This is a genomic window from Carnobacterium inhibens subsp. inhibens DSM 13024, assembly GCF_000746825.1.
Taxonomy (GTDB): Bacteria; Bacillota; Bacilli; order Lactobacillales; family Carnobacteriaceae; genus Carnobacterium_B; species Carnobacterium_B inhibens.
Genome location: NZ_JQIV01000006.1, coordinates 1410150 through 1429885 on the forward strand (window position 1 = coordinate 1410150; position 19736 = coordinate 1429885).

The window sequence follows — 19736 nt, forward strand, 5'->3', positions numbered from 1 at the left end:
CATTAATTATTTTTTTCAAACCTTAATGCTGCCTTAGTTACCGGTAGTTTCATCAGTCCTGTATAAACCACAGCTGTTCCCACTAATGCGTTGAGTGGTGTGATTCCCGGTGCGAATTGGGCTAAAGCTACACCGATAGCCCAAGCTAGAAGAGCTATCCAGTTGATTGGTACAAAAGTCGCTTCTTCAAATCTGGTATAGTTGCGGTGTTTCACAAAAAAGTAATCTGCAATAATGATTGCTCCAATAGAAGGAATAGCCGCGCTCAGCAAGTTCAAAAAGCCGACAAAATTAGTGTACATCCACATAGCTAATACAGTTCCAATAATTCCATTCACAAAAACCCAGAATTTTTTAGAGATTTTCGTAATATTAGCAAATCCTAAACCAGAAGCGTAAAGTGCATTATCATTGGTTGTCCAGATATTCAAAGCCAGTACCAAAATTGCCGGTATTGTCAGCCCTTGCAAGAATAGGACTTCTGAGATATCTGAAAGCCCATAAACCATTGCCCCCACAGCTCCAAATAGGAACATAAGTGAGTTACCCAAGAAGAAAGCTGTTGAGGTAGCTGCAACAGCTGACCGCGAAGTTTTTGCAAAACGTGCAAAGTCAGCTGTCAACGTTCCGCCACTGATAAAGGATCCGATACAGATAGTCAAAGCAGCCGATATTGTTAAACTCGTTTTTGGTTCATAGTCGAATAACGCTCTCAGTCCGCCCATGGTTTCTATTGCTTCTATGGCAGAGTAGCTTCCTAAAATCGCAATCAAAGGAACCGCTATAAAGCTTAGAATCACCAGCGACTTCATCCCATAAAGAGAAGCCAGAGTGATAACCATCCCGAAGATAAAAATCAACAAGTAACTATTCCAGCCCATTTCTTTTGCAATCGGAACAGCAAACATCGCCACACCGACTCCAAACCATCCTACTTGCGTAAAGCCCAATAAGAAGGATGGTAAGTACGAACCTTTCTCACCAAACGAGTACTTTGCCAGCAAGTGGGTAGACAATCCCATTTTAGCTGCAATGTGCGCCAATGTTCCGGTATAAAGACAAAGTGCCAAGTTTCCCAACAGAATGACGAGCAAAAATTGAGAGAAAGTCAAATTTAATCCCAATTGCCCTCCTGCTAGCATACTGGCTGAAAAAAAGGTAAAACCCAGCATTACAGCCATTGTTTTTGCAAAAGAATTACGGCTCGTTTGCGGTACCGTTTGTAATGAAAACTCTGTATCGATTTTCTTCATGTTGTTCCTCCCATTTCTATGGGTACCAAAAGCACAAAAAGAGGCTGAATATCAGTTTTCCTGACATTCAGCCTCTTTCTTTAATCTAAGAGAAAAGTGTATACATATACACCTGCACACATTTCTCTTAGATTTTATCCGCTTCCTTGTCAGTCTCTCTGGACTGGTTTAAAGGTACCTGTATTTAATTAAGTTTATTATTCCAGAAAATAGTTTCTCTGTCAACTAGAAAATTCCCCACTAAGATGTCTAAATGTAATGAACTGTATACAATTAAGACAAAAGAGCAGATACGACAACCGTTCCCTACAGGAACAATGTAGTGAAAAGACTTTTAACAAAAAGATAGAGCGAGAAATGTGTGCCCCTCTTCCTTGAATAAACGAAGATGATAATTGATGCGTTAGAAGATTTGGGACTAAACGCTTTTCGTCCCTTTCGCATAGAACACTTTACTTGACATGTCTACAAGCACCTCCTATTCCTCCGAAAATTTCAACTAAGCTAGTTAACTATTCTATCAACATTAAAAATTATACAACTTTTCTTTTTCCCAGTCTGCTTTAAAGATAGAGTAAGTTGCTATATCACAAAGGTTTCCCTCGTTATCTTTTGCTCCTTCTCTTTTAATTCCCTCTAAACTCATTCCAACCTTTTTCATAACTTTTCCAGAACCTGAATTTTCAGTATGGTGACTGGCTTCTATTCTATTAAATCCAACACGCTCAAACAAAAAGTTTTTTACAGCAGTAAATGCTTCAGTCATAATTCCTTGATTCCAATAGTTCTTAAACATGCAATATCCAAACACTGCACATTCAATGTCACTATTTATATCGACGACATCGATAGTTCCTATTACTTGTTGGTTGTCTTTTAATTCTCTACACCAACGATAGCAATCCTCTTGTTCCAATTCTTTTTCCCAACTTGAGATGGCGTTTTTTGTATCTTCGATTCTTTTATGCGGCTTCCATGTTAAATATTTTGTTACTTCCTCATCACTTGCTCAGTTATGATACATATCTTCCGCATTTTCTATCGTAATCCTTTTCAAGACTAAACGATCTGTTTCTATTTGTTGTGTCCCTATGTTTTTCATATAATCATTCTCCCCCAGCATAATTTTTCTTTATACACATAATACCTGATATATTTATACTCTTCACTATTCTCATTAGAAAAATAAAGCTTTAGACTCATGATTTATGCTTGCGGCTGCAGTGAATTGAAATAGTTTGCTTACAAATGTAAAAAAAAAGAGAACTGCTATATATAAGCAATTCTCTCTGGATAATATAGAAATGGGCTCTTAGTTTTTTTGAAAATAGCCAATCAGAAAACAATATTATTTTCCAATAAGTTATTCTTTCTGTGGATGGAAATAAATTTACTTATAATCTACTCATTTTCCATTGTTGCTCCAATTACTTTGTTTCTCCCTTGATCTTTAGCCATGTATAAACAACGATCGGCTAGTCGAAAGAGTTTCTTCATATCTTTTTTTTGAGTAGAGGCAGCCAAACCAATCGATACAGTTATATAAATACCAGCTCCATTTTCTAATAAGAATTCTTTACTTGCTACACTAGCTCTGATTTTTTCAGCAGTCTTTTTTTTTTCAACATATGGCAGGTTGTTTAAAATTATACAGAATTCTTCTCCGCCAACACGATAGATCAGCTCATTGTCAGGAGCTCCAACTTGCAGGATTACTGCTAACTGTCGCAAGATAAAGTTTCCATTCGCATGTCCATAAGTATCATTGATCCATTTAAAATGATCAATATCCAACATCATAAAAGCAGTCGTAGCAATTGATTTATCCGCTTGAATCGTTTGCCATTTTTTATTAAATACTCTCATGTTGTACAATCCTGTCAAGTAATCCATTTGTGCTTGTTCTTGAATCTCTAAATACAAATGAAGGTTCTTTATCAAGTCTTCTACAAAAGCGGTCACTATAATCACTACAATGCTTGAAAGAATAAATAAACTAAAACAAATGAGGCTGCTCAGTAAAATATCATCATAAAAAAAGAATAAATTCAGAGTAATAGCTGAAACACAAACGACATTAAGCCATGATAAAACAGCGAATTGATTAAATCGTTTCGTTAACTTACTACAGATATACGGCAATAAAAGACCCAACACAACATACATAAGTGCGATTCGAATCGAAACAGGATTGACTCCCAATAATAAACGCAATACTGAAATCAAAAAAGCTGTTGGAATAGAAACTGTAGGTCCAAAATAGTAAACCAACAAAATTAAAATAATATGTCTAAAATCTATTATCGCTTCTTTAGGCAAGTTAACCGAAAAAAGCATTAAAATAAAATTTGTCATACTAGCTATTCCAATCATTATCAACTTTTTCTGCAGGTTAAGTGTATATTTTTTTTCTTTTGGAATCAATTTAACAAATATATAAGATGCTGTACAGAGAATCGAAATATTGGCAATAACACTCAAGAAAACAGATGACAGCATAAAAAAACTCCTTCCATCAGCCAGTCACAGAGAATAATAAAGTAAAGAAATTCAGTAATTACTTAACAACACTTTTTTATATTTTTTGAAGGTTTTCCAAAATAGTAACCTTGCTGGATCAAAATTCCTTGTTCTTTCAATTCATCACTTGTTACTTGATCTTCAATACCTTCCACGATAAAAACGAGATGATAGTCTTCAGAAAATTGTTGCCACGCATTCAAGAAAAGATGCAAGGTTTCTTCATTTAAATCTTTTTTAGCACATTTTACAATTGAAAATTTAATCTGATCTAGATAAGGAACATATTTTAAGACCTCATCTAAAGAATTCATACCTGAACCAACATCGTCCAATGCAATACAATAACCTTTTGCCTTGATTGATGCAAAAATAGAGTGGAATTTCTTATCAAACGTTAAAGAATCAATAGGTTCAATTGAAGCAGCAAATAATGGGGCATCTTCTGTTATTTCGATGATCAATTGTTTAGCATAGGACTGCATGTTAGTGAAAAAAATATGGGTCTCCGGGTAAAATAATTGTTTTGGTGCAAAATTAATAGAAAACTGGACTGTCGGAAACGACTTTAACAATTGCACCAGTTCTTCTTGAAACCATACTAAAAAGCTTTTGTGCTCTTCTTTATTATGAATAATGTTCTCCATTTTCACTGCTGGATAATACGGATTTTGTTCTTTATTTCTTAATAAAATTTCATATCCAACAATTCGATTGTTTCGTACATCGAATTTAGGCTGGAAGTGAAGTTGAAATTCATCCATTTAAAGACCTCCCCTTACTACTACTTCAATCGGTCATTTACGTAAGAAAATAAGATGGCACTACGTTTTTCATGTGACTATTTAAAATAAAGAGTGTCTAAGGCAATAAATCACACTGAGTTCACAAAGAACAGTTAAATCTAATCTATCTATTATTATAATTAGCAAGTAACTCCTCAGAACTATAAACCTGCTGCTTTATATTGATATTTAGAATTTTTTTAGCTAAGGCATTAAAAGTATAGTGTTCGTCAATTACTACTATATAATCATAATTGGATAAAGTGGATATAAATTCTTCATCTGAAATAATAAAGTTTTCAATTGCATCCACCTGATTTGAGTATAAGTAATATTTCCCCACATACTGAGTATAATAGCTATCAATGCTTTCTTTATCTGCACTTACTATCAAATAACTAGCATTGTTCAAATCTTGGTTATCTCCAGTAATGTTTTTTATCAAATAAGGTATTTCATTCTCATAATTTTTATTACTGAACATCATCCCATTGCTTTCTGACAAAATTAATCCTGTAGAAAAGAATAACAATAAAATCGAACTGTATTGATAATACTTTTTTGTTTTGATACTTTTATAAGACCTATGATTTCGCATAGCAATAGTTTGTTCATAGAGAAGAGAATCCATTTCTTGTACAAGAGTTATAGACAGAATCCCTAAAGAAAAAATAACCATACTTGAAGCATATCTTTCAAACCCTGCTAATACTAAAGCTTCTTCTATAGGCATAGAAAATAAAAACATTCCTAGTATCCCTATATAATATAGAATAACTATAGCATCCGTCAAAAATAGCATCTTGATCAAGCTATTCTTTCTCTTAAATCCTACTCTAATAATTAAATATGCCCCGATAAAGATTACATTTACGAATATAATTCCTTGAGTAGATAAACTATGCCAATCTATAACAGTTGAAGTGAAAGTGTGTATAATCTGAGTGGTAATCTCGTTTGTTTTTTCTGCAAATATGTCTTGATAAGAGCTAATATTCACACTATGTTTAGATACTTCTTCTGTAAATGTGTTTTTTACATGTACTTCCCATAATATAAACGTGGAAATAGAAAACATCACTGTTGAGCCAATTCCCACCACTAGGTGCATTATTTTAGATTGTTCTTTATTGAAATTTTTTATGCTGGTATACAAATAATAAAGCAGCACGATCACAACAAAAAATAATCCGCTATTTTTAACAATAGCTAAAACGGATAATAACAGTATTGTATGAATCGAAGAAAGCAAAAAGTTTTTTCTCAACACATAAATGCCTGAAACAGCCGCTAATGCTAACAGTGGCAATAGAAAATCAACTAATAAGTTATTCATCCTAATAGCTATATTAAAATAATTAAATAGTGCTATAGTCAAAAATAGACTACTTGTCATAAGCGTTCTAGAAGAATCTCGTATAACTGAAAATAGAGAATAGAGTGCAGCTATAATAAGCATAAACTGACCTAGCAACATAACGCCTTCATGATAACCAACAATTAAGGTAACATAATAAACAAACAGAGAAGATCCAATAGGATAGGATGTAAAGCTAATAATCCCTGTTGCCGCTGTAGGTAATGAAGCTTCTGTAATAAGGTACTTGACGATTACAGCCCAATGAGAAAAATTGTCATAGTGAACAAGACTGGATTGCAATAGAATAACAGAAAAAATCAAAAAATAACCGACCATCCATATTCTAGTCAAATCTAACGAAAAGAGCCTAATTTTACTATCATTTTTATGTCTAAATAGGTTCACACTAAAAAGAAGTAGGCCGATTAGAAACATAGCAATTGCAGTGCCAGATAAAAATCCTAGTAAAGAAGCAATATACAGAACGATTATATTTGCACAAAAGATAACAATTAAAGACAGCTTTGATGGATAGCCAAACTTTCTTTCAATGTAGATTCGATACCCATACGTTGACAAACAAAACAGAAAAAAACGTAATACTATAATGATCATCTTTTGTTTCTCCAATCCTTTAATAAGCTATGAAAAGCACTATCCTCAATTAGTTCATCTATATTCTCTACCAAATAAACATAATTCCCTGTACTTAAATCAGACTCAGATAACGTAAGTTTAAACAGTACGTTTTTATATAGAACATCCATTTGTTTCTGCATGATATCTACACTATCACTTTGTATAACCATTGTCTGAAAATCAAATTCTTTTAATACTACAGAAGTATTCTGAATTTCAATGCTTTCATGCAGGGTAATTATTGGAAATTTAGATAATTTTTTGGGAGCAGCTATTTTTTTAATTGAAAAATGGTGCATAAAATTGTCTATTAAACCATCTAAAGGTGTTAGCCACACATCATGCTTCTTAGGCAAATATTGATTACTTCGATCATAAACCAATTGAAAATAGGCTTGTTTATTAGCACGTTCCGGTTTTTCAATCCAAACGCCATATAGCCACCCATCAGATTGTTCCATCACTCTGGCAATTTTCCCTCTAACCTTTACACTATTTTTCTCTGTTTGTATGTCAAAATTGAGCCATTCATCAGGCGGGAAATAAATTGGTTCTTCAGAAAAGAATGACAGCCCTTCTTCTGATATGTTTGTCGTATAGAGCGAATAACTATGGTTTAAGCAAGTTATTGTCATCGCTTCTTTGGCATAAAACCTTTCAAATTTACGATAAATTGGCCGGCCTAGAGAGAATAAAACGGCATATGCAAGATTCACTATATGATGTAATAACCAGAACGTAATAACACTGCCATACAATAATTCCGAACCGTATTTTCCATAGTTAAATTTAACTAAACCGTAAAGTGAAAGGAGCAGCATTATTAGATGCGGAACTACAAATAACAATTCATATCGTGATTTGTTCACTGACTTTTTCGTAACCTTGAATTTTTTTTCTGTGATTCCAATAGACTCTAAAAATACAGGTATTACTAAATAAGGTGCAAAGATCGTTTCCTGTATCTCTCCCCAACGTTGCGATCTTATTTCGCCCGAGACGCTGGTCATAGCACTTTGTAATAAAAAATAACTAGGAAGCCAAAAACACATTAATATCCAAAAATCAGTATCAACTACACGAATGTTGAATACAGTAAATAAAATTGGAGCAAATACATACAAAAGACGCCTAAAAAATGACCACCAATACAAATAACTATTTAGAAAAACCAATTTCTGATTCCATTTAAAATTAGGATTAGTTAATATACGTAAATTATAGATACTACGGATAACACCGCGTGCCCATCTTACACGCTGGTTCAAGACGCTTTGAAAATCAGTTGGGGTCAGCCCACTGGCCATTGGTTCAAGCGTTGAAATACTTCTATAGCCGCAACTATTTATTTTTGCCCCTAATTGAAAGTCTTCGGTAATCGTATTGGTTGGAAAACCGCCAGCCTCTTCAATCGCTTGTCTTAGGATCAATGTATTTGAACCTGTGTATATAGCTGTATCATGTGCATTGTTTAATACATTTACTTCTCTAGAAAAGAAATCTTGTTCATTAGCTATTGAATTTTCTGAGAATAAATTATATTGAAAAATATCGGCATTGTAAAAACTTTGAGGGGTTTGAATAAAACCAAGGTGTTTATGATTAGGGTCATCTTTAACCTTGAAATCTTCCATAAAATAAGGAACGGTTTCCATTAAAAATTTTGAATAAGGAATCATATCAGCATCAAACGTTGCAACTAATGGGGAATTCGTCATACTTAATGCATTATTCAGATTTCCTGATTTCGCATGCTTATTATTTTCAAAACCTGCATATCCCACATTGAATTGTTTTGCCAATTCCTTAACTTCTTTTCTATTGGTATCATCAGATAAATAAATATGAATTTTTAAAGGATCAGGGTATTCCATGTGAACACAGGCATTAACCGTTTTGTATAATAAATCTACATCCTCATTGTGTGTTGCTATTATTACGTCTACATGCGGGTATTCTTCATTTTCCAGTACCGGTTTTTCCAATATTTTTTCTTTGCTCTTACTCCAAATCAAAATAAATGCCGTGAAATTTGAAACGACTTCACTCACCCAAAGTGCTATACCAAAAATAAGAGCAAATAATGATCCTGATAAAGGTAACGTAAAGAACAGTCTCCACACTAAATAAATGACTGAAAATAGAACAGCTGCTAAATAAAGTATCTTTTTATTATCTTTCATTTGACCACCTTATGAAAAACCCATTTTTTTTGAACATAAAAACTAATGACAAATAGTAATAAATCTATCACTACCTTTACTAGCGTAGGATTAAAATCCATTAGCACATTATGTACCAATGAAACGAATAAACTTGAGATAAATGTTTGTATAATAACTAGACCATAGTATTTAATAAAGCTATTAGAACTACCATTCTTAAAGACGATATAATTGTTTACCAGATAATTAAATAATGAAGATATACTGCGCGCAATATACGAAGCTATCGTGATAGCTTGAAAATTACTTTCTCCTATAAAATAAATAATTAAAGAAAAAATACTGATATCAATAAAAAAAGAAAAAACAGATGAAAAAAGATATTTAATAAAAACGGCATAAATAGCAATCGAATCGAACAAAGCATGAAAATGAGACGATTGATTTTCTTCAATGTAAACTGTTTTAATGGGCACTTCTACAATACGTACCTGTTGCTTTTTCGCTTCCAACAACATGCTCATTTCGTACTCAAATCTGTCACCTGAAGTATTTACTAACTGCTCCATAAAGAAACGGGGAATAACTCTTAATCCCGTTTGAGTATCTGTTAATTTAATTCCTGTTATGACTTTCATTATTCTCCTTGTTAGAAGATTTCCAAATTTACTTTTAAAAGGTACCTTCCCATCAAAACTTCTTACTCCCATAATTAATGCATCTTTATGAACATTAAAAGCATCAACACAAAAGACCATATCCTTGTATCGATGTTGTCCATCTGAGTCAATCGTGACGATTCCTTTAGCCTTTTCAAAATGCTTCAACACATAGTTCATAGCTGTCTTTAAAGCTCGTCCTTTACCAAAATTCTGTTCATGCGTTAGAACGATACAGTCAAATTTATCTTTTGCAATTTGAAAATACTTTTCAAATGCAATGCCACTCCCATCATCTACAATCACGATTGGTATTGTAACTGATTGCCTTGATCTAATAGTTTCCAACAAGCTTAGGAGCTTTTCATCTGGCTCTAAAGATGGTATGACAATTACTATATTTTCCATAATATTCCCCTTTAATTAACTAAGGTTTAAATTCTCAGCCTTTAACTTTCAAAAAATCATTGGATTCTTCAAAAATTAGATTCTGTTATTTATAGCACAGACTTTTTTTTTATTCCATTAATTTATACCGAAATCAATTTTTCCATTGATCTATTATGTCAATTTTGTTCACAATTAGTTATCATCAAATGATTTCTTTTTTTATCTTTACTATTTTCGCTCCTTTTTCATCCATATCAGTTAATACAACCCATTTAATTGTTCAACATTTCCTAAACTCATCTTAACTAACAATACAAAACCACTCATTGTAACAGATGTATTTCCAGATAGAATTCTCTTTAAAAAGCCTATAAATATAGGAAAAAAACAAACTATTTAGTAGTAAATTTAAATAACGATCTCTTTCATCTTGTTATTCAGTCTTTTATATTCTCTAATATGTGATATAATTAACAATAAATTCCAACATTTTAGAAATGGAGATTCGCTATGAAAGAAATCAGTTTAGGCTCTTCTGTTTACGAATTAGTTACCGCACATCCGGAAATCCAACATGTTTTATTTGACTTAGGTTTAAAAGATATTCAAACACCTGGCATGTTAACGACTGTGGGAAGGTATATGACTATTCCAAAGGGAGCAAAGATGAAAAAAGTTGATTTACAAGTCATTATTGATCAATTGGAACAATTAGGCTTTACCATTAAGGAGTGAATTTATGGAAAACAATACTGTTCAGCGTCAGAAAAAAATTGTTGAGATTTTAACGTTGCTTCATGAAGGCGGAGAGTTTGAAGAAGCCAAGCGTCTTTTTGATGAGTCTTTTGATGGGGTGGATGTCAGCGAAATTACAGCTGCAGAAAGAGAATTAATTGCTAGCGGTTTGGATCCTTCAGAAATCCAACATCTATGTAATGTTCATGCGGCTGTATTTAAAGGTTCCATTAGAGATATCCATCGTTCGAATTACGAACATGAACATCCGGGGCATCCTATTCACACTTTAAAACTAGAAAACAGAGTAATCCGCTCACTCTTAGAAGATGAAATCCAAGAAGCTTTTGACCGATTTTCTACCGGCGACTTTTCTCAAAAAAAACGCCTGCAGCACGCTCTATTAGACTTGATGCAAATTGATAAACATTATACTCGAAAAGAAACGTTGATTTTTTCTTATATGGAACGGTACGGCATTACTGCACCCCCAAAAGTCATGTGGGGTGTTGATGACGATATACGCTCTGCGATCAAAGATGTGAACTTTTATTTAAGTAGCAAAAAATTTGCCATTAATCCTTTAAGAGACAAAATAGAGCACATCATAACAGAAGTTGATGAAATGATTTTTAAAGAAGAAGAAATCATGATTCCAATGGTTTTAGATGTGTTTTCCCTAGCAGATTGGCAAAGGATTGCTGAAGACAGCTTAGACATTGGGTTTGCTTTTATCCCTAAGCCTTTGTCTTGGAAGCCGAGTAAAGATGCTCTAGCACAAGAAAAAAATCAGCAAGAAAATCGATCAGAAGCAGCAAAAAAAGCAGCAGCTATGACAGCAGCTATTTCTGAGGCTCCTCCTATTACCGAAACGGAACACTATGATTGGCAAGATAATTCATTAAGTAAAGGTTCTATCGTTTTACCAACAGGTGTCCTTCAATTAAAAGAATTAACGGCTATTTTTGGCGTTTTACCTGTAGATTTAACTTTCGTGGACAATGAAGATCGCGTCCGTTTCTATTCAGAAGGAAAGAATCGCGTTTTTCCCCGTACAAATTCTGTTATAGGACGCGAAGTGATCAACTGTCATCCACCTAAAAGTATGCATATGGTTCAGAAAATTCTTGATGATTTTAGAAGTGGAGAAAGAAATGAAGCCGAATTTTGGATTAATTTACGCGGAAAAATGATTTATATTCGTTATTTTGCTATTCACGATCCTGAAACAACTGACTACCTAGGCTGTTTAGAAGTCACACAAGATATTACCGAAATTCAAAAAATCCACGGAGAACATCGGTTGTTGAGTGAAAACAACTAGCCTTATTCACTAATATTAAAGTCAGGACAACTATTGGAACTAAGTCTATCAAACAACCCATCATTCCATATAAGGATGACAGGTTGTTTGATAGTTTTTTGGTTATCCTAAGCTAATTGTAAATTCAAAACCAGTTGGATTTTCTACAAAAGGTCTGCCAGCTTCTTTAAAGACAAGTTCAATTCCAGTAAGATCATCTGGCAAAGCAGGTGAAATAATATAGCTATGGCTCGCATGTCCTGTTGTTCCTCCGCCTCCTTCCGAATGGCAGAAATACGTATCATTAATAAACAAATCAAGCATATCAGGATAAAAGTTAGCATCTTCTTTCTCTTCCCAATCCATATGCAAGTATAGTACGCTAGCGTTAGCATATTGCCGAATAAAGGTCACCGTATACATAACTCCATCATTTTCATAAATCTTAAGTACTGGCACATATTTTTTGAATTCGACAGGCACAACCATTCGCTTGAGACTATCTTCCATTGCCATTGTTGTAAAGAGCGATTGTAAATACTCTTCCTGGAGGTCGTACTCGTCGGCCAACCTAGAAATCACCTCATCTGGTGGAAAAATTGTATTTTTCCCCAGAACTTCTTTACGTTGGTTTAATAAATCACAAATCTTTTCATCAATCAGGAAAAAACGTTCATCATAATGATTTGTTGATCCTTCATTTGATTCAAATTTCATACTTAATTCCTCCATTTTTCTATTTAAAGAATTGGTTCGTTGCTTCTATAGTAATAAAGATGACGAAGTTGCTGAAGTTCTATTTTATCTTGATCATTTTTTATTTTCGTACTACTACTGTTACGAACAGAAATTATTTTTGAATCGGTCCCAGCAATAGTGTTGCCCATGAATCGTGGAGTGATTCTTGGTCAGATGGTTGGAACAATCCAGCGTAGACATCGCGTAGTAAACGAGATAATTCGGTATCATTGTAATATGAACGCCCACCACTTGCTCTTACCATTTCCTCGACTGTTTTGATAGACGCTTCAACAGAATAGTTTTTAATAGCTGACAAGCGCGGCATCCATAAGTCTCCATGATCACTATCATTTTCGACATCGTCTGCTAGTACATCAATTTGAGGCTGAATGCTATCTAGAATTAAAGCAGATTCTGCGATACGCCAACGAATATTTTTATCTTGATCGTACGTCGTTCCTTGAGCGATTGATTTGCGTTTTTTCACACTTTCAATTCCTAATTCCAGCGCACGTTTTCCAATTCCATGGTATGTTGCTGCTAGTAAAATTTCAAAATGAGAAAATATTCCAAAAACAACTGGGTCAAAACTTGGTCCAGGTTCTACTTTTGTTAATATGCTTTCTTTTGAGGCATAAGCACCAGCTAAATTCACGCTATACGATTGCGTTGCACGCATACCAAGTGTATCCCAATCTGGTTTGATTTTAATTGTTTCAGCATTGTTTTCTACATACGCAAAAACTGATTGCGGGTCGCCATTATTTTCGTCCATGCCGTAAGTCACCATACGAGAGCATTCGGCTACCATTGATATAAACACTTTAGGCCCATAAAACCGATAGCCGCCATCTTCTTCCTGTTTTGCTTCACAAATAGACCCAAATAAAACCCGATCATTGGCCGGTTCAGAGATAGCAAATGACAACAAGTGTCCTTCTACTGCATCTTTTAAGATTTGTTCTCCTTTTTTATTTCCATGACGTACCATATATTTTCCTACACCTACAATAATTTGATGCATGTTAATACCTAAGGCAGTAGCAGGAGCTGCTTTTGCTAGACGAGTTTGCTCGTGAGCAATTTCTTTCAGACTCAAACCATGTCCCCCATATTCTTTGGGTACAAAAGCTTTATAATATCCCGCTTCTTTTAATGCAACATGATCTTCATGTGGAAAGCTATTCTCTTTGTCGTACATTGCAGCACGACTATGTATTCCTTTTAGAAGTTCTTCGTTTAAAAACACGCAATCTTCCTCTCTTACTCCTATTTAAAACTTTCTCATTAAACATAATGCAAGTTATAACCAATCTGCAAGCTTCTATCAAAAAAATAAGGCGAGAAATGATAATCCATCCGTTTCTTTTCTTCTTAACTATAAGATTAGTTTGATAGAACGGCTTTTTCAAAATTACAGGTTATTCTTTAAAATACAATTTTGTCTTTAATAAAATGCAGCACTATTTGTACACAATAGTGCTGCTTTTTAGACGTATTTAGTTTTTTAAATTCCTATCCGATAGTATAATTAGTTTCTTACTTCATCCTATTTTTTTATAATCCACTGTTTGTTCAAAATGAGCTACAGCACCAATCAGATTGGCATCATTGTTAAACTTACACACTTCAATTACTAGTTTTAAATCTTCTGCCTTCTGACGCTCTAAGTAAAAGGTTGCTCTTTCATTCAGACGTTGAATAAGGTCTTTGCGTGTGGATAAACCGCCACCGATTACAACCATATCTGGATTAAAGCTGACAGAAAGATTATAAATCCCCAGTGCCAGCGCATCAATAAGACCATCCACATATTTCATCGCAATTGGCTCACCTCTATCAGCTTCTTGGAAAAGAAATTTTCCATCAACCACTACATCTAAGCCTAATTCTTTACTATAACGTTCAGCAGTATGTACCGGACTTCCCATTTCACTCAATGTATGCTTACCATCCAAGAGCATGTACCCAAATTCACCGCCAAATAAATCTTTGCCTTTAAATAGCTTTCGATCAATGATTACTGAACCACCGATACCTGAACCAATAACAATAAATAAAGCATGTTGGATGTCTTTTGCGGCTCCAAGCCATAACTCTGCTAACGCTGCACAGTTTGCATCATTTTCCATTGAAACGGGTACACCAAATAAATCTTCCCATTCCTTCTTGATTGGAAAATAATGAAGATAGGGAACTGCACTGATGCCACTAATGGTTCCTTCTATCGCATCAACAGCTCCTGGAGCACTAATTGCGACACCATCTATTGAATAATTTTCGCTAAATGAGTGGTAAACTCCTAACATTTCTTCTTTCATATCGTTCCAACTTTTTGGTGTAGTAAATGAAGCTTTATTGCTTAAATTTTCGTTTTCCCATAACCCATATTTCACTGCAGATCCGCCAATATCAAACACTACAATACTCATATATTCACTCTCCATCATTTTAATAATAACGTTTCCATTACCGCGGTATTTCAGTTTCTCTGTATTCAAAATTTCCTATTAGCTATTCTTTCTTATAAGGAAAAAGCCAAGAAAAGAGACGTACTCTAAACTGGCTTGTTACTTAAAGTTATTTTTTTACATGATCAATCGTTGACTTGATCTTACTTAATCACGAGTCAACACCATTTCCACTGAGAATTCATCATAGCGGTGAATAGAAGTGGAAAATTCAAATGTATTTCCTGTATCTAAATAGCCAACCTGTTCCGCTATAGCAACTGGATCTCCTTCTTCAAGCCCAAGTTCTTCTGCTTCACTATCTGTAGCTTTTCGAACAGAGACTGTTCTGTGTGCACTTTGGATTTTTAGGTGCAATTCATTTTCAATGTATTCATATATCGATCCTTTGATATTTTTCTCTTTGATACCAGGAATAAGATCAATAGGCATATACATTTTCTCTATTACGACTGGCTTATCATCCACATAACGAACGCGACAAATATCATAAACAAATGTGTCTTCTGAAAGGTTCAGCTTTTTAGCAGCCTGTTCTGGTACCGACACAATTGAAAAGTTTAAGATTTTACTAAAAACTTTTTTATCAGAATAAAGGGCAGTTGTACCACGAAATTGATTTGCCATGGCGATACGTTCAATTTCTTCAGGGTTTAAATCTTTTACAAATGTCCCGGAGCCTCTTCTTTTAATGATTAGGCCTTCTGTAACTAAGATATCCACCGCTTTTTTGATTGTCATTTTACTTGACTCGTATTGTACACACAAATCTTTTTCAAAAGGTAATCGCTGGTTAGCAATGTATTCGCCTTTTAAGATTTTATTGCGTATATCATTAGAAATAATGACGTACTTTTTCATTCTTTTTATTGCCCCTCTCGCTACCAAGTTTTTTCCTGCACAGGCCTATTAATGGACTTGTACAGAAAAAGTCTATACCTTTAGTATAGCGAAATCACTATTTCTTGACAATCATTCTTATCAAATGGATTCATTCAGCGGTTTGGTTACCAGTCCCGTTCACTTATATTAAATTCTCTGGCATATCAAATTGGTTTTCCTCAGCGACTTTTTTGAACCAATGACCTGATTTTTTGATTGTTTTAACTTGGGTATGGATGTTATTTGATATGAAACCATAACGATTGCGGTAAGCATTTTTCCATGACCAGCAATCAATTGGCGTCCATAAGTGATAGCCAAAGCAATTTGAACCTTCTTCTATTCCCTTAGCTACCCAATAAAGGTGCTCTTGTATGAATTGGATCCGGTAATCATCTTCGATAACACCCTCTTCATTTAAGTAACGTTCTTCTCTTGAAACTCCCATCCCATTCTCTGATACGAACCATGGAATATTGTCATAGTTATCACGGATATTCAATGCAATGTCATGGAGTGCTTTAGGATAGATTTCCCAACCCTTGTCTACATTCATACGCCGTCCCGGCATCTCATAGTCATCGAAATATTTCGTCGGCATCCAATCTACTGCCAAACTGTTCGAAGAAATACTTGGTTGTTTGACTCTATTAGGATGATAAAAATTGACGCCAAGAACATCTATCGTGTTGGTTTCGATAAGCCTCATTTCGTCATCCGTAGACTCCCATAATACACCGTCTTTTTCTAGGATACTCACTAGTTCTTGCGGGAATTGGCCTTTTGTAGAAGCACCTAAAAACATGTCATTCATCCATAAATTAGCAAAATGAGCAGCTGCTAGATCTTCTGGCGAATTTGTTGCTGGGTAAGAAGGTGTCAAATTTAAGACAATGCCGATCCTGCCATCAGGATTCGTATTGATCTCGCGATAAGCGGCAATAGCTTTAGCTGAAGCTAAAGTGATATTATAAGCAACTTGAACAGCTTTTTTCCCATCTACGATATTTGGGTAATGGAATTGATATAAGTATGCCCCATCTACAATCACCAACGGTTCATTAAAGGTAAACCAATCCGTAACACGGTCGCCGAATAAGTGGAAACATTGTGAAGCAAACTTCCCAAACAATTCAACTACATGTTTTGATTCCCATCCACCGTGTTTCTCTTGCAATTCTACAGGCAAATCAAAATGCAGCAAATTCATAACTGGTCTGATACCTTGCGCCAGACATTCATCAATGACTGCATTATAGAAACGAACCGCATCTTCATTGACGGTTCCTTCTTCTAAGTCGTCTATCAATCGAGACCATTGAATGGATGTACGAAAAGAGTTCAAACCAATCTCTTTCATCATCGCAATATCTTGTTTATAGCTGTTGTAAAAGTTAGAAGCTGTATCTGGTCCTACTTGATCGTAGAACGCTTCTGGCTCAATTTCATACCAATGATCAAACACATTTGCGTGTTGCTTATTGAAGCGCCCTTCACTTTGTGGTCCAGATGTTGCGGCCCCCCACCAAAAATCTTTCGGAAATTCAATTTTCATTTCTTCTCATCCTAACTATTGTCTATTTTTCTTTCAAGTGATAGATACGGCTCGCATAGTCTCCAGGCATCTCACGACTCCAATATTCATGAGCACGTCCGATATAGTTTTCTCCCAATATCAATCCAGCTTGCATTAGATCATCACCATAACGTAACACTTCGTCTTCATTGATTCGATACAACTTGTCTTCTTTTAATCCTTTCAATTGTATGCGTTCATACACAGGATTCGGTTTTGCTAAAACTTGATATACACCAACTAAAGCTTCCGTTTGGTCAAGAGAAACAACCATCCATGCTGTTACATTTTCTTCAAATGGACTTTTCAAACGGTAAAACGTTCCTTGATGGATCAACTGTTGCCATTCTTTTACTTGCTTGATTTGCGCTTTGATGATCTTTTTTTCTGTCTCATTTAATTTTGTGCTATCTAACTCATACCCGAAAGTCCCGAATGCTGCCACATCCCCACGCATTTTTAATGACGTTGTGCGAGCAACCTGGTGATTTGGTACTTCTGAGACATGGCTTCCAATGGCAGACAAAGGATAAATAAATGATGTTCCGTATTGGATCTTCAATCTCTCAACTGCATCAGTATCGTCACTCGTCCAGGTTTGTGGTGCATAATACAACAGACCAGGATCAAAACGTCCGCCACCTCCTGCACAGGATTCAATCAATAAGTCCGGATACTTCGCCAGAATTTTTTCATACAAAGCATATACTCCTAAAATATACCGATGCATCACTTCTCTTTGTTTTTCGGCAGGTAAGTTTTGTGAGTAGGCTTCGGAAATGTAGCGGTTCATATCCCATTTTATATAGTCGATCTCATTACTGCTGAGAATCGCATCCATCTGATCAAAGATATTCTCCACAACTTCTGGGCGCGAAAAGTCTAATACATATTGATTTCGTCCATGAGAAATATTTTTTTCTGGATGCCCGATGACCCATTCTGGGTGAGCATCATGAATCGGTGTCCCAACAGATACCATTTCAGGCTCGAACCAAAGACCGAATTTCAAGTCCATTGCGTGTATCTTTTGAGCTAATCCCACAATTCCATTAGGCAACTTTTCTTTATCCACTGCCCAATTTCCTAACGAACTGGAGTCATCATCACGTTTTCCAAACCAGCCATCATCTAATACGAAAAGATCAATACCTAAGGACTTCGCATCCCCAGCTATTTCTAATATTTTTGCTTCATCAAAATCAAAGTAAGTAGCTTCCCAGTTGTTGATAAGAATCGGTCTTTCCCGTTTTGCCCACTTGGGATTAATCAATTGTTCTCTATACAATGTATGGAAGATTTGACTCATTCCATTTAACCCTTTTTCACTGTAAACCATTACGGCTTCTGGTGTGGTAAAGGTTTCTCCAGCATCTAGCTTCCACTCAAACTGATGAGGGTTGATCCCCATCATCGCTCGTGTCACATTATACGTATCGACCTCTACTTGAGCTAAGAAATTTCCACTGTAGACAAAGCTGAAACCAAATACCTCTCCTCTATGTTCAGTTGCATCTTTTTTTGCGAGTGCGAAAAAGGGATTATGAGCATGACTACTAGCTCCTCGTGTACTGGAAATATTTTGTACACCTGTAATCAGTTCTTTTCTTTCTACTTGTGCTTCTCGGGCCCAAGCACCATGCAAATGAACAAAGTCATAATCAGCAGTTGGAAAGTCAATGTTTAGACTCATCAAACGTTCAACTCTAACGGAATGTGTTCCTTGATTTTCTAACGTTGCATGCCTTGTTATGACACTCAATTCATGAAACACAGTGTAAGAAAGAGTCAATATTACATCAGAATAACGATCCTTCAATTGGATTTCTAATGTAGTCGCTTCATTTGAAGTAGCAAAGGTTGAAGGCATCCCTATAATTTTTTTCTTTCCTTCTACAACTGAATAGGCTTGATACTCGAAGTGACTGATGTGATCTCCATCTGGGTAACGAAGTTCAATAGCTGGATAGCGAAAGTCCGTTGTCCCGTATGCCGGCATCTCTTGTTTAATATGCTCCAAGGATGTCGTATAGTTATCGACCTTTAAATTGTTTGATGGTCGCACTTCCCGTTCAATCAAATGAGCAAATGAACTACGATGTCGGATAGCTTTCCCAACATATAATTGTTCCAACACGTTTGTCTCTTCCATAACCCGAAATATGTAACTTATTTTCCCATTTGTAAGATGAAACTCTTTTGTATCTTCATTGACAAGAACATAGTTAGTCATAATGTACTCCTTTAATTCATTTTT

General features: G+C 35.1%; 14 protein-coding genes and 1 pseudogene. 2 read left to right on the forward strand and 13 right to left on the reverse strand.

The features are described 5' to 3' along the window. Positions 1–2: 2 nt before the first annotated feature. The 7 genes and pseudogenes from codB to BR65_RS07915 all read right to left on the reverse strand — a co-directional run bounded on the left by codB (position 3) and on the right by BR65_RS07915 (position 9789). Complete coding sequence (gene codB / locus BR65_RS07885; RefSeq protein WP_007725089.1) at positions 3–1253, reverse strand: cytosine permease; 1251 nt, start codon at positions 1251–1253, stop codon at positions 3–5. A gap of 526 nt (positions 1254–1779) precedes the next feature. Further along, positions 1780–2247: pseudogene (locus BR65_RS07890) on the reverse strand (GNAT family N-acetyltransferase); the annotation flags it as partial. Between the two features lie 407 nt (positions 2248–2654). Continuing rightward, positions 2655–3752 carry a diguanylate cyclase gene (locus BR65_RS07895; RefSeq protein ID WP_034537737.1) on the reverse strand — a complete coding sequence of 366 codons (1098 nt, stop codon included), beginning with the start codon at positions 3750–3752 and terminating at the stop codon, positions 2655–2657. A gap of 62 nt (positions 3753–3814) precedes the next feature. Continuing rightward, complete coding sequence (locus BR65_RS07900; protein ID WP_034537738.1) at positions 3815–4537, reverse strand: EAL domain-containing protein; 723 nt, start codon at positions 4535–4537, stop codon at positions 3815–3817. A 145-nt stretch (positions 4538–4682) separates the two neighbouring features. Further along, complete coding sequence (locus BR65_RS07905; RefSeq protein ID WP_034537739.1) at positions 4683–6533, reverse strand: hypothetical protein; 1851 nt, start codon at positions 6531–6533, stop codon at positions 4683–4685. Further along, positions 6530–8740 carry a glycosyltransferase gene (locus BR65_RS07910; protein WP_034537740.1) on the reverse strand — a complete coding sequence of 737 codons (2211 nt, stop codon included), beginning with the start codon at positions 8738–8740 and terminating at the stop codon, positions 6530–6532. The genes BR65_RS07905 and BR65_RS07910 overlap by 4 nt, the downstream gene beginning before the upstream one ends. Next, a complete protein-coding gene (locus tag BR65_RS07915) occupies positions 8737–9789 on the reverse strand; it encodes a bifunctional glycosyltransferase family 2/GtrA family protein (RefSeq protein ID WP_007725100.1) in 1053 nt (350 codons plus the stop codon). Before BR65_RS07915 ends, BR65_RS07910 begins: the two co-directional genes overlap by 4 nt. 492 nt (positions 9790–10281) lie before the next feature. Here BR65_RS07915 and BR65_RS07920 point away from each other — a divergent pair, with 492 nt between their 5' ends. Further along, positions 10282–10506: a DUF1858 domain-containing protein gene (locus tag BR65_RS07920; protein ID WP_007725102.1), complete on the forward strand. Its 225-nt coding sequence runs from the start codon at positions 10282–10284 to the stop codon at positions 10504–10506. A gap of 4 nt (positions 10507–10510) precedes the next feature. Continuing rightward, the gene (locus BR65_RS07925) at positions 10511–11830 is read left to right on the forward strand and encodes a DUF438 domain-containing protein (protein WP_034537741.1); all 1320 of its coding nucleotides are present in this window, start codon (positions 10511–10513) and stop codon (positions 11828–11830) included. A 102-nt stretch (positions 11831–11932) separates the two neighbouring features. Here the strand turns inward: BR65_RS07925 and BR65_RS07930 are convergent, their stop codons facing one another. From BR65_RS07930 to BR65_RS07955, 6 genes are all read right to left on the reverse strand, one after another. Continuing rightward, a complete protein-coding gene (locus tag BR65_RS07930) occupies positions 11933–12526 on the reverse strand; it encodes a chorismate mutase family protein (protein ID WP_034537742.1) in 594 nt (197 codons plus the stop codon). Positions 12527–12659: 133 nt separating this feature from the next. Continuing rightward, the gene (locus BR65_RS07935; protein ID WP_034537743.1) at positions 12660–13799 is read right to left on the reverse strand and encodes an acyl-CoA dehydrogenase family protein; all 1140 of its coding nucleotides are present in this window, start codon (positions 13797–13799) and stop codon (positions 12660–12662) included. Between the two features lie 295 nt (positions 13800–14094). Beyond that, entirely contained in the window at positions 14095–14982 is an 888-nt protein-coding gene (locus BR65_RS07940; protein WP_034537744.1) for an ROK family protein, read from the reverse strand. Between the two features lie 186 nt (positions 14983–15168). Continuing rightward, positions 15169–15882, reverse strand: coding sequence for a GntR family transcriptional regulator (locus BR65_RS07945; protein WP_023179322.1), 714 nt, complete (start codon positions 15880–15882; stop codon positions 15169–15171). Positions 15883–16045: 163 nt separating this feature from the next. Then, entirely contained in the window at positions 16046–17458 is a 1413-nt protein-coding gene (locus BR65_RS07950) for a glycoside hydrolase family 1 protein (RefSeq protein ID WP_034537746.1), read from the reverse strand. 22 nt (positions 17459–17480) lie between these two features. After that, on the reverse strand, positions 17481–19712 hold the full coding sequence (locus BR65_RS07955; RefSeq protein ID WP_034537748.1) for an alpha-galactosidase: 2232 nt from the start codon (positions 19710–19712) through the stop codon (positions 17481–17483). Positions 19713–19736 lie beyond the last annotated feature (24 nt).

What these genes read in the sequence shown, in the direction of transcription:
- codB (WP_007725089.1), bottom strand. Translation starts at nt 1,253, where the DNA reads ATGAAGAAAATCGATACAGAGTTTTCATTACAAACGGTACCGCAAACG.
- BR65_RS07895 (WP_034537737.1), bottom strand. Translation starts at nt 3,752, where the DNA reads ATGCTGTCATCTGTTTTCTTGAGTGTTATTGCCAATATTTCGATTCTC.
- BR65_RS07900 (WP_034537738.1), bottom strand. Translation starts at nt 4,537, where the DNA reads ATGGATGAATTTCAACTTCACTTCCAGCCTAAATTCGATGTACGAAAC.
- BR65_RS07905 (WP_034537739.1), bottom strand. Translation starts at nt 6,533, where the DNA reads ATGATCATTATAGTATTACGTTTTTTTCTGTTTTGTTTGTCAACGTAT.
- BR65_RS07910 (WP_034537740.1), bottom strand. Translation starts at nt 8,740, where the DNA reads ATGAAAGATAATAAAAAGATACTTTATTTAGCAGCTGTTCTATTTTCA.
- BR65_RS07915 (WP_007725100.1), bottom strand. Translation starts at nt 9,789, where the DNA reads ATGGAAAATATAGTAATTGTCATACCATCTTTAGAGCCAGATGAAAAG.
- BR65_RS07920 (WP_007725102.1), top strand. Translation starts at nt 10,282, where the DNA reads ATGAAAGAAATCAGTTTAGGCTCTTCTGTTTACGAATTAGTTACCGCA.
- BR65_RS07925 (WP_034537741.1), top strand. Translation starts at nt 10,511, where the DNA reads ATGGAAAACAATACTGTTCAGCGTCAGAAAAAAATTGTTGAGATTTTA.
- BR65_RS07930 (WP_034537742.1), bottom strand. Translation starts at nt 12,526, where the DNA reads ATGAAATTTGAATCAAATGAAGGATCAACAAATCATTATGATGAACGT.
- BR65_RS07940 (WP_034537744.1), bottom strand. Translation starts at nt 14,982, where the DNA reads ATGAGTATTGTAGTGTTTGATATTGGCGGATCTGCAGTGAAATATGGG.
- BR65_RS07945 (WP_023179322.1), bottom strand. Translation starts at nt 15,882, where the DNA reads ATGAAAAAGTACGTCATTATTTCTAATGATATACGCAATAAAATCTTA.
- BR65_RS07950 (WP_034537746.1), bottom strand. Translation starts at nt 17,458, where the DNA reads ATGAAAATTGAATTTCCGAAAGATTTTTGGTGGGGGGCCGCAACATCT.
- BR65_RS07955 (WP_034537748.1), bottom strand. Translation starts at nt 19,712, where the DNA reads ATGACTAACTATGTTCTTGTCAATGAAGATACAAAAGAGTTTCATCTT.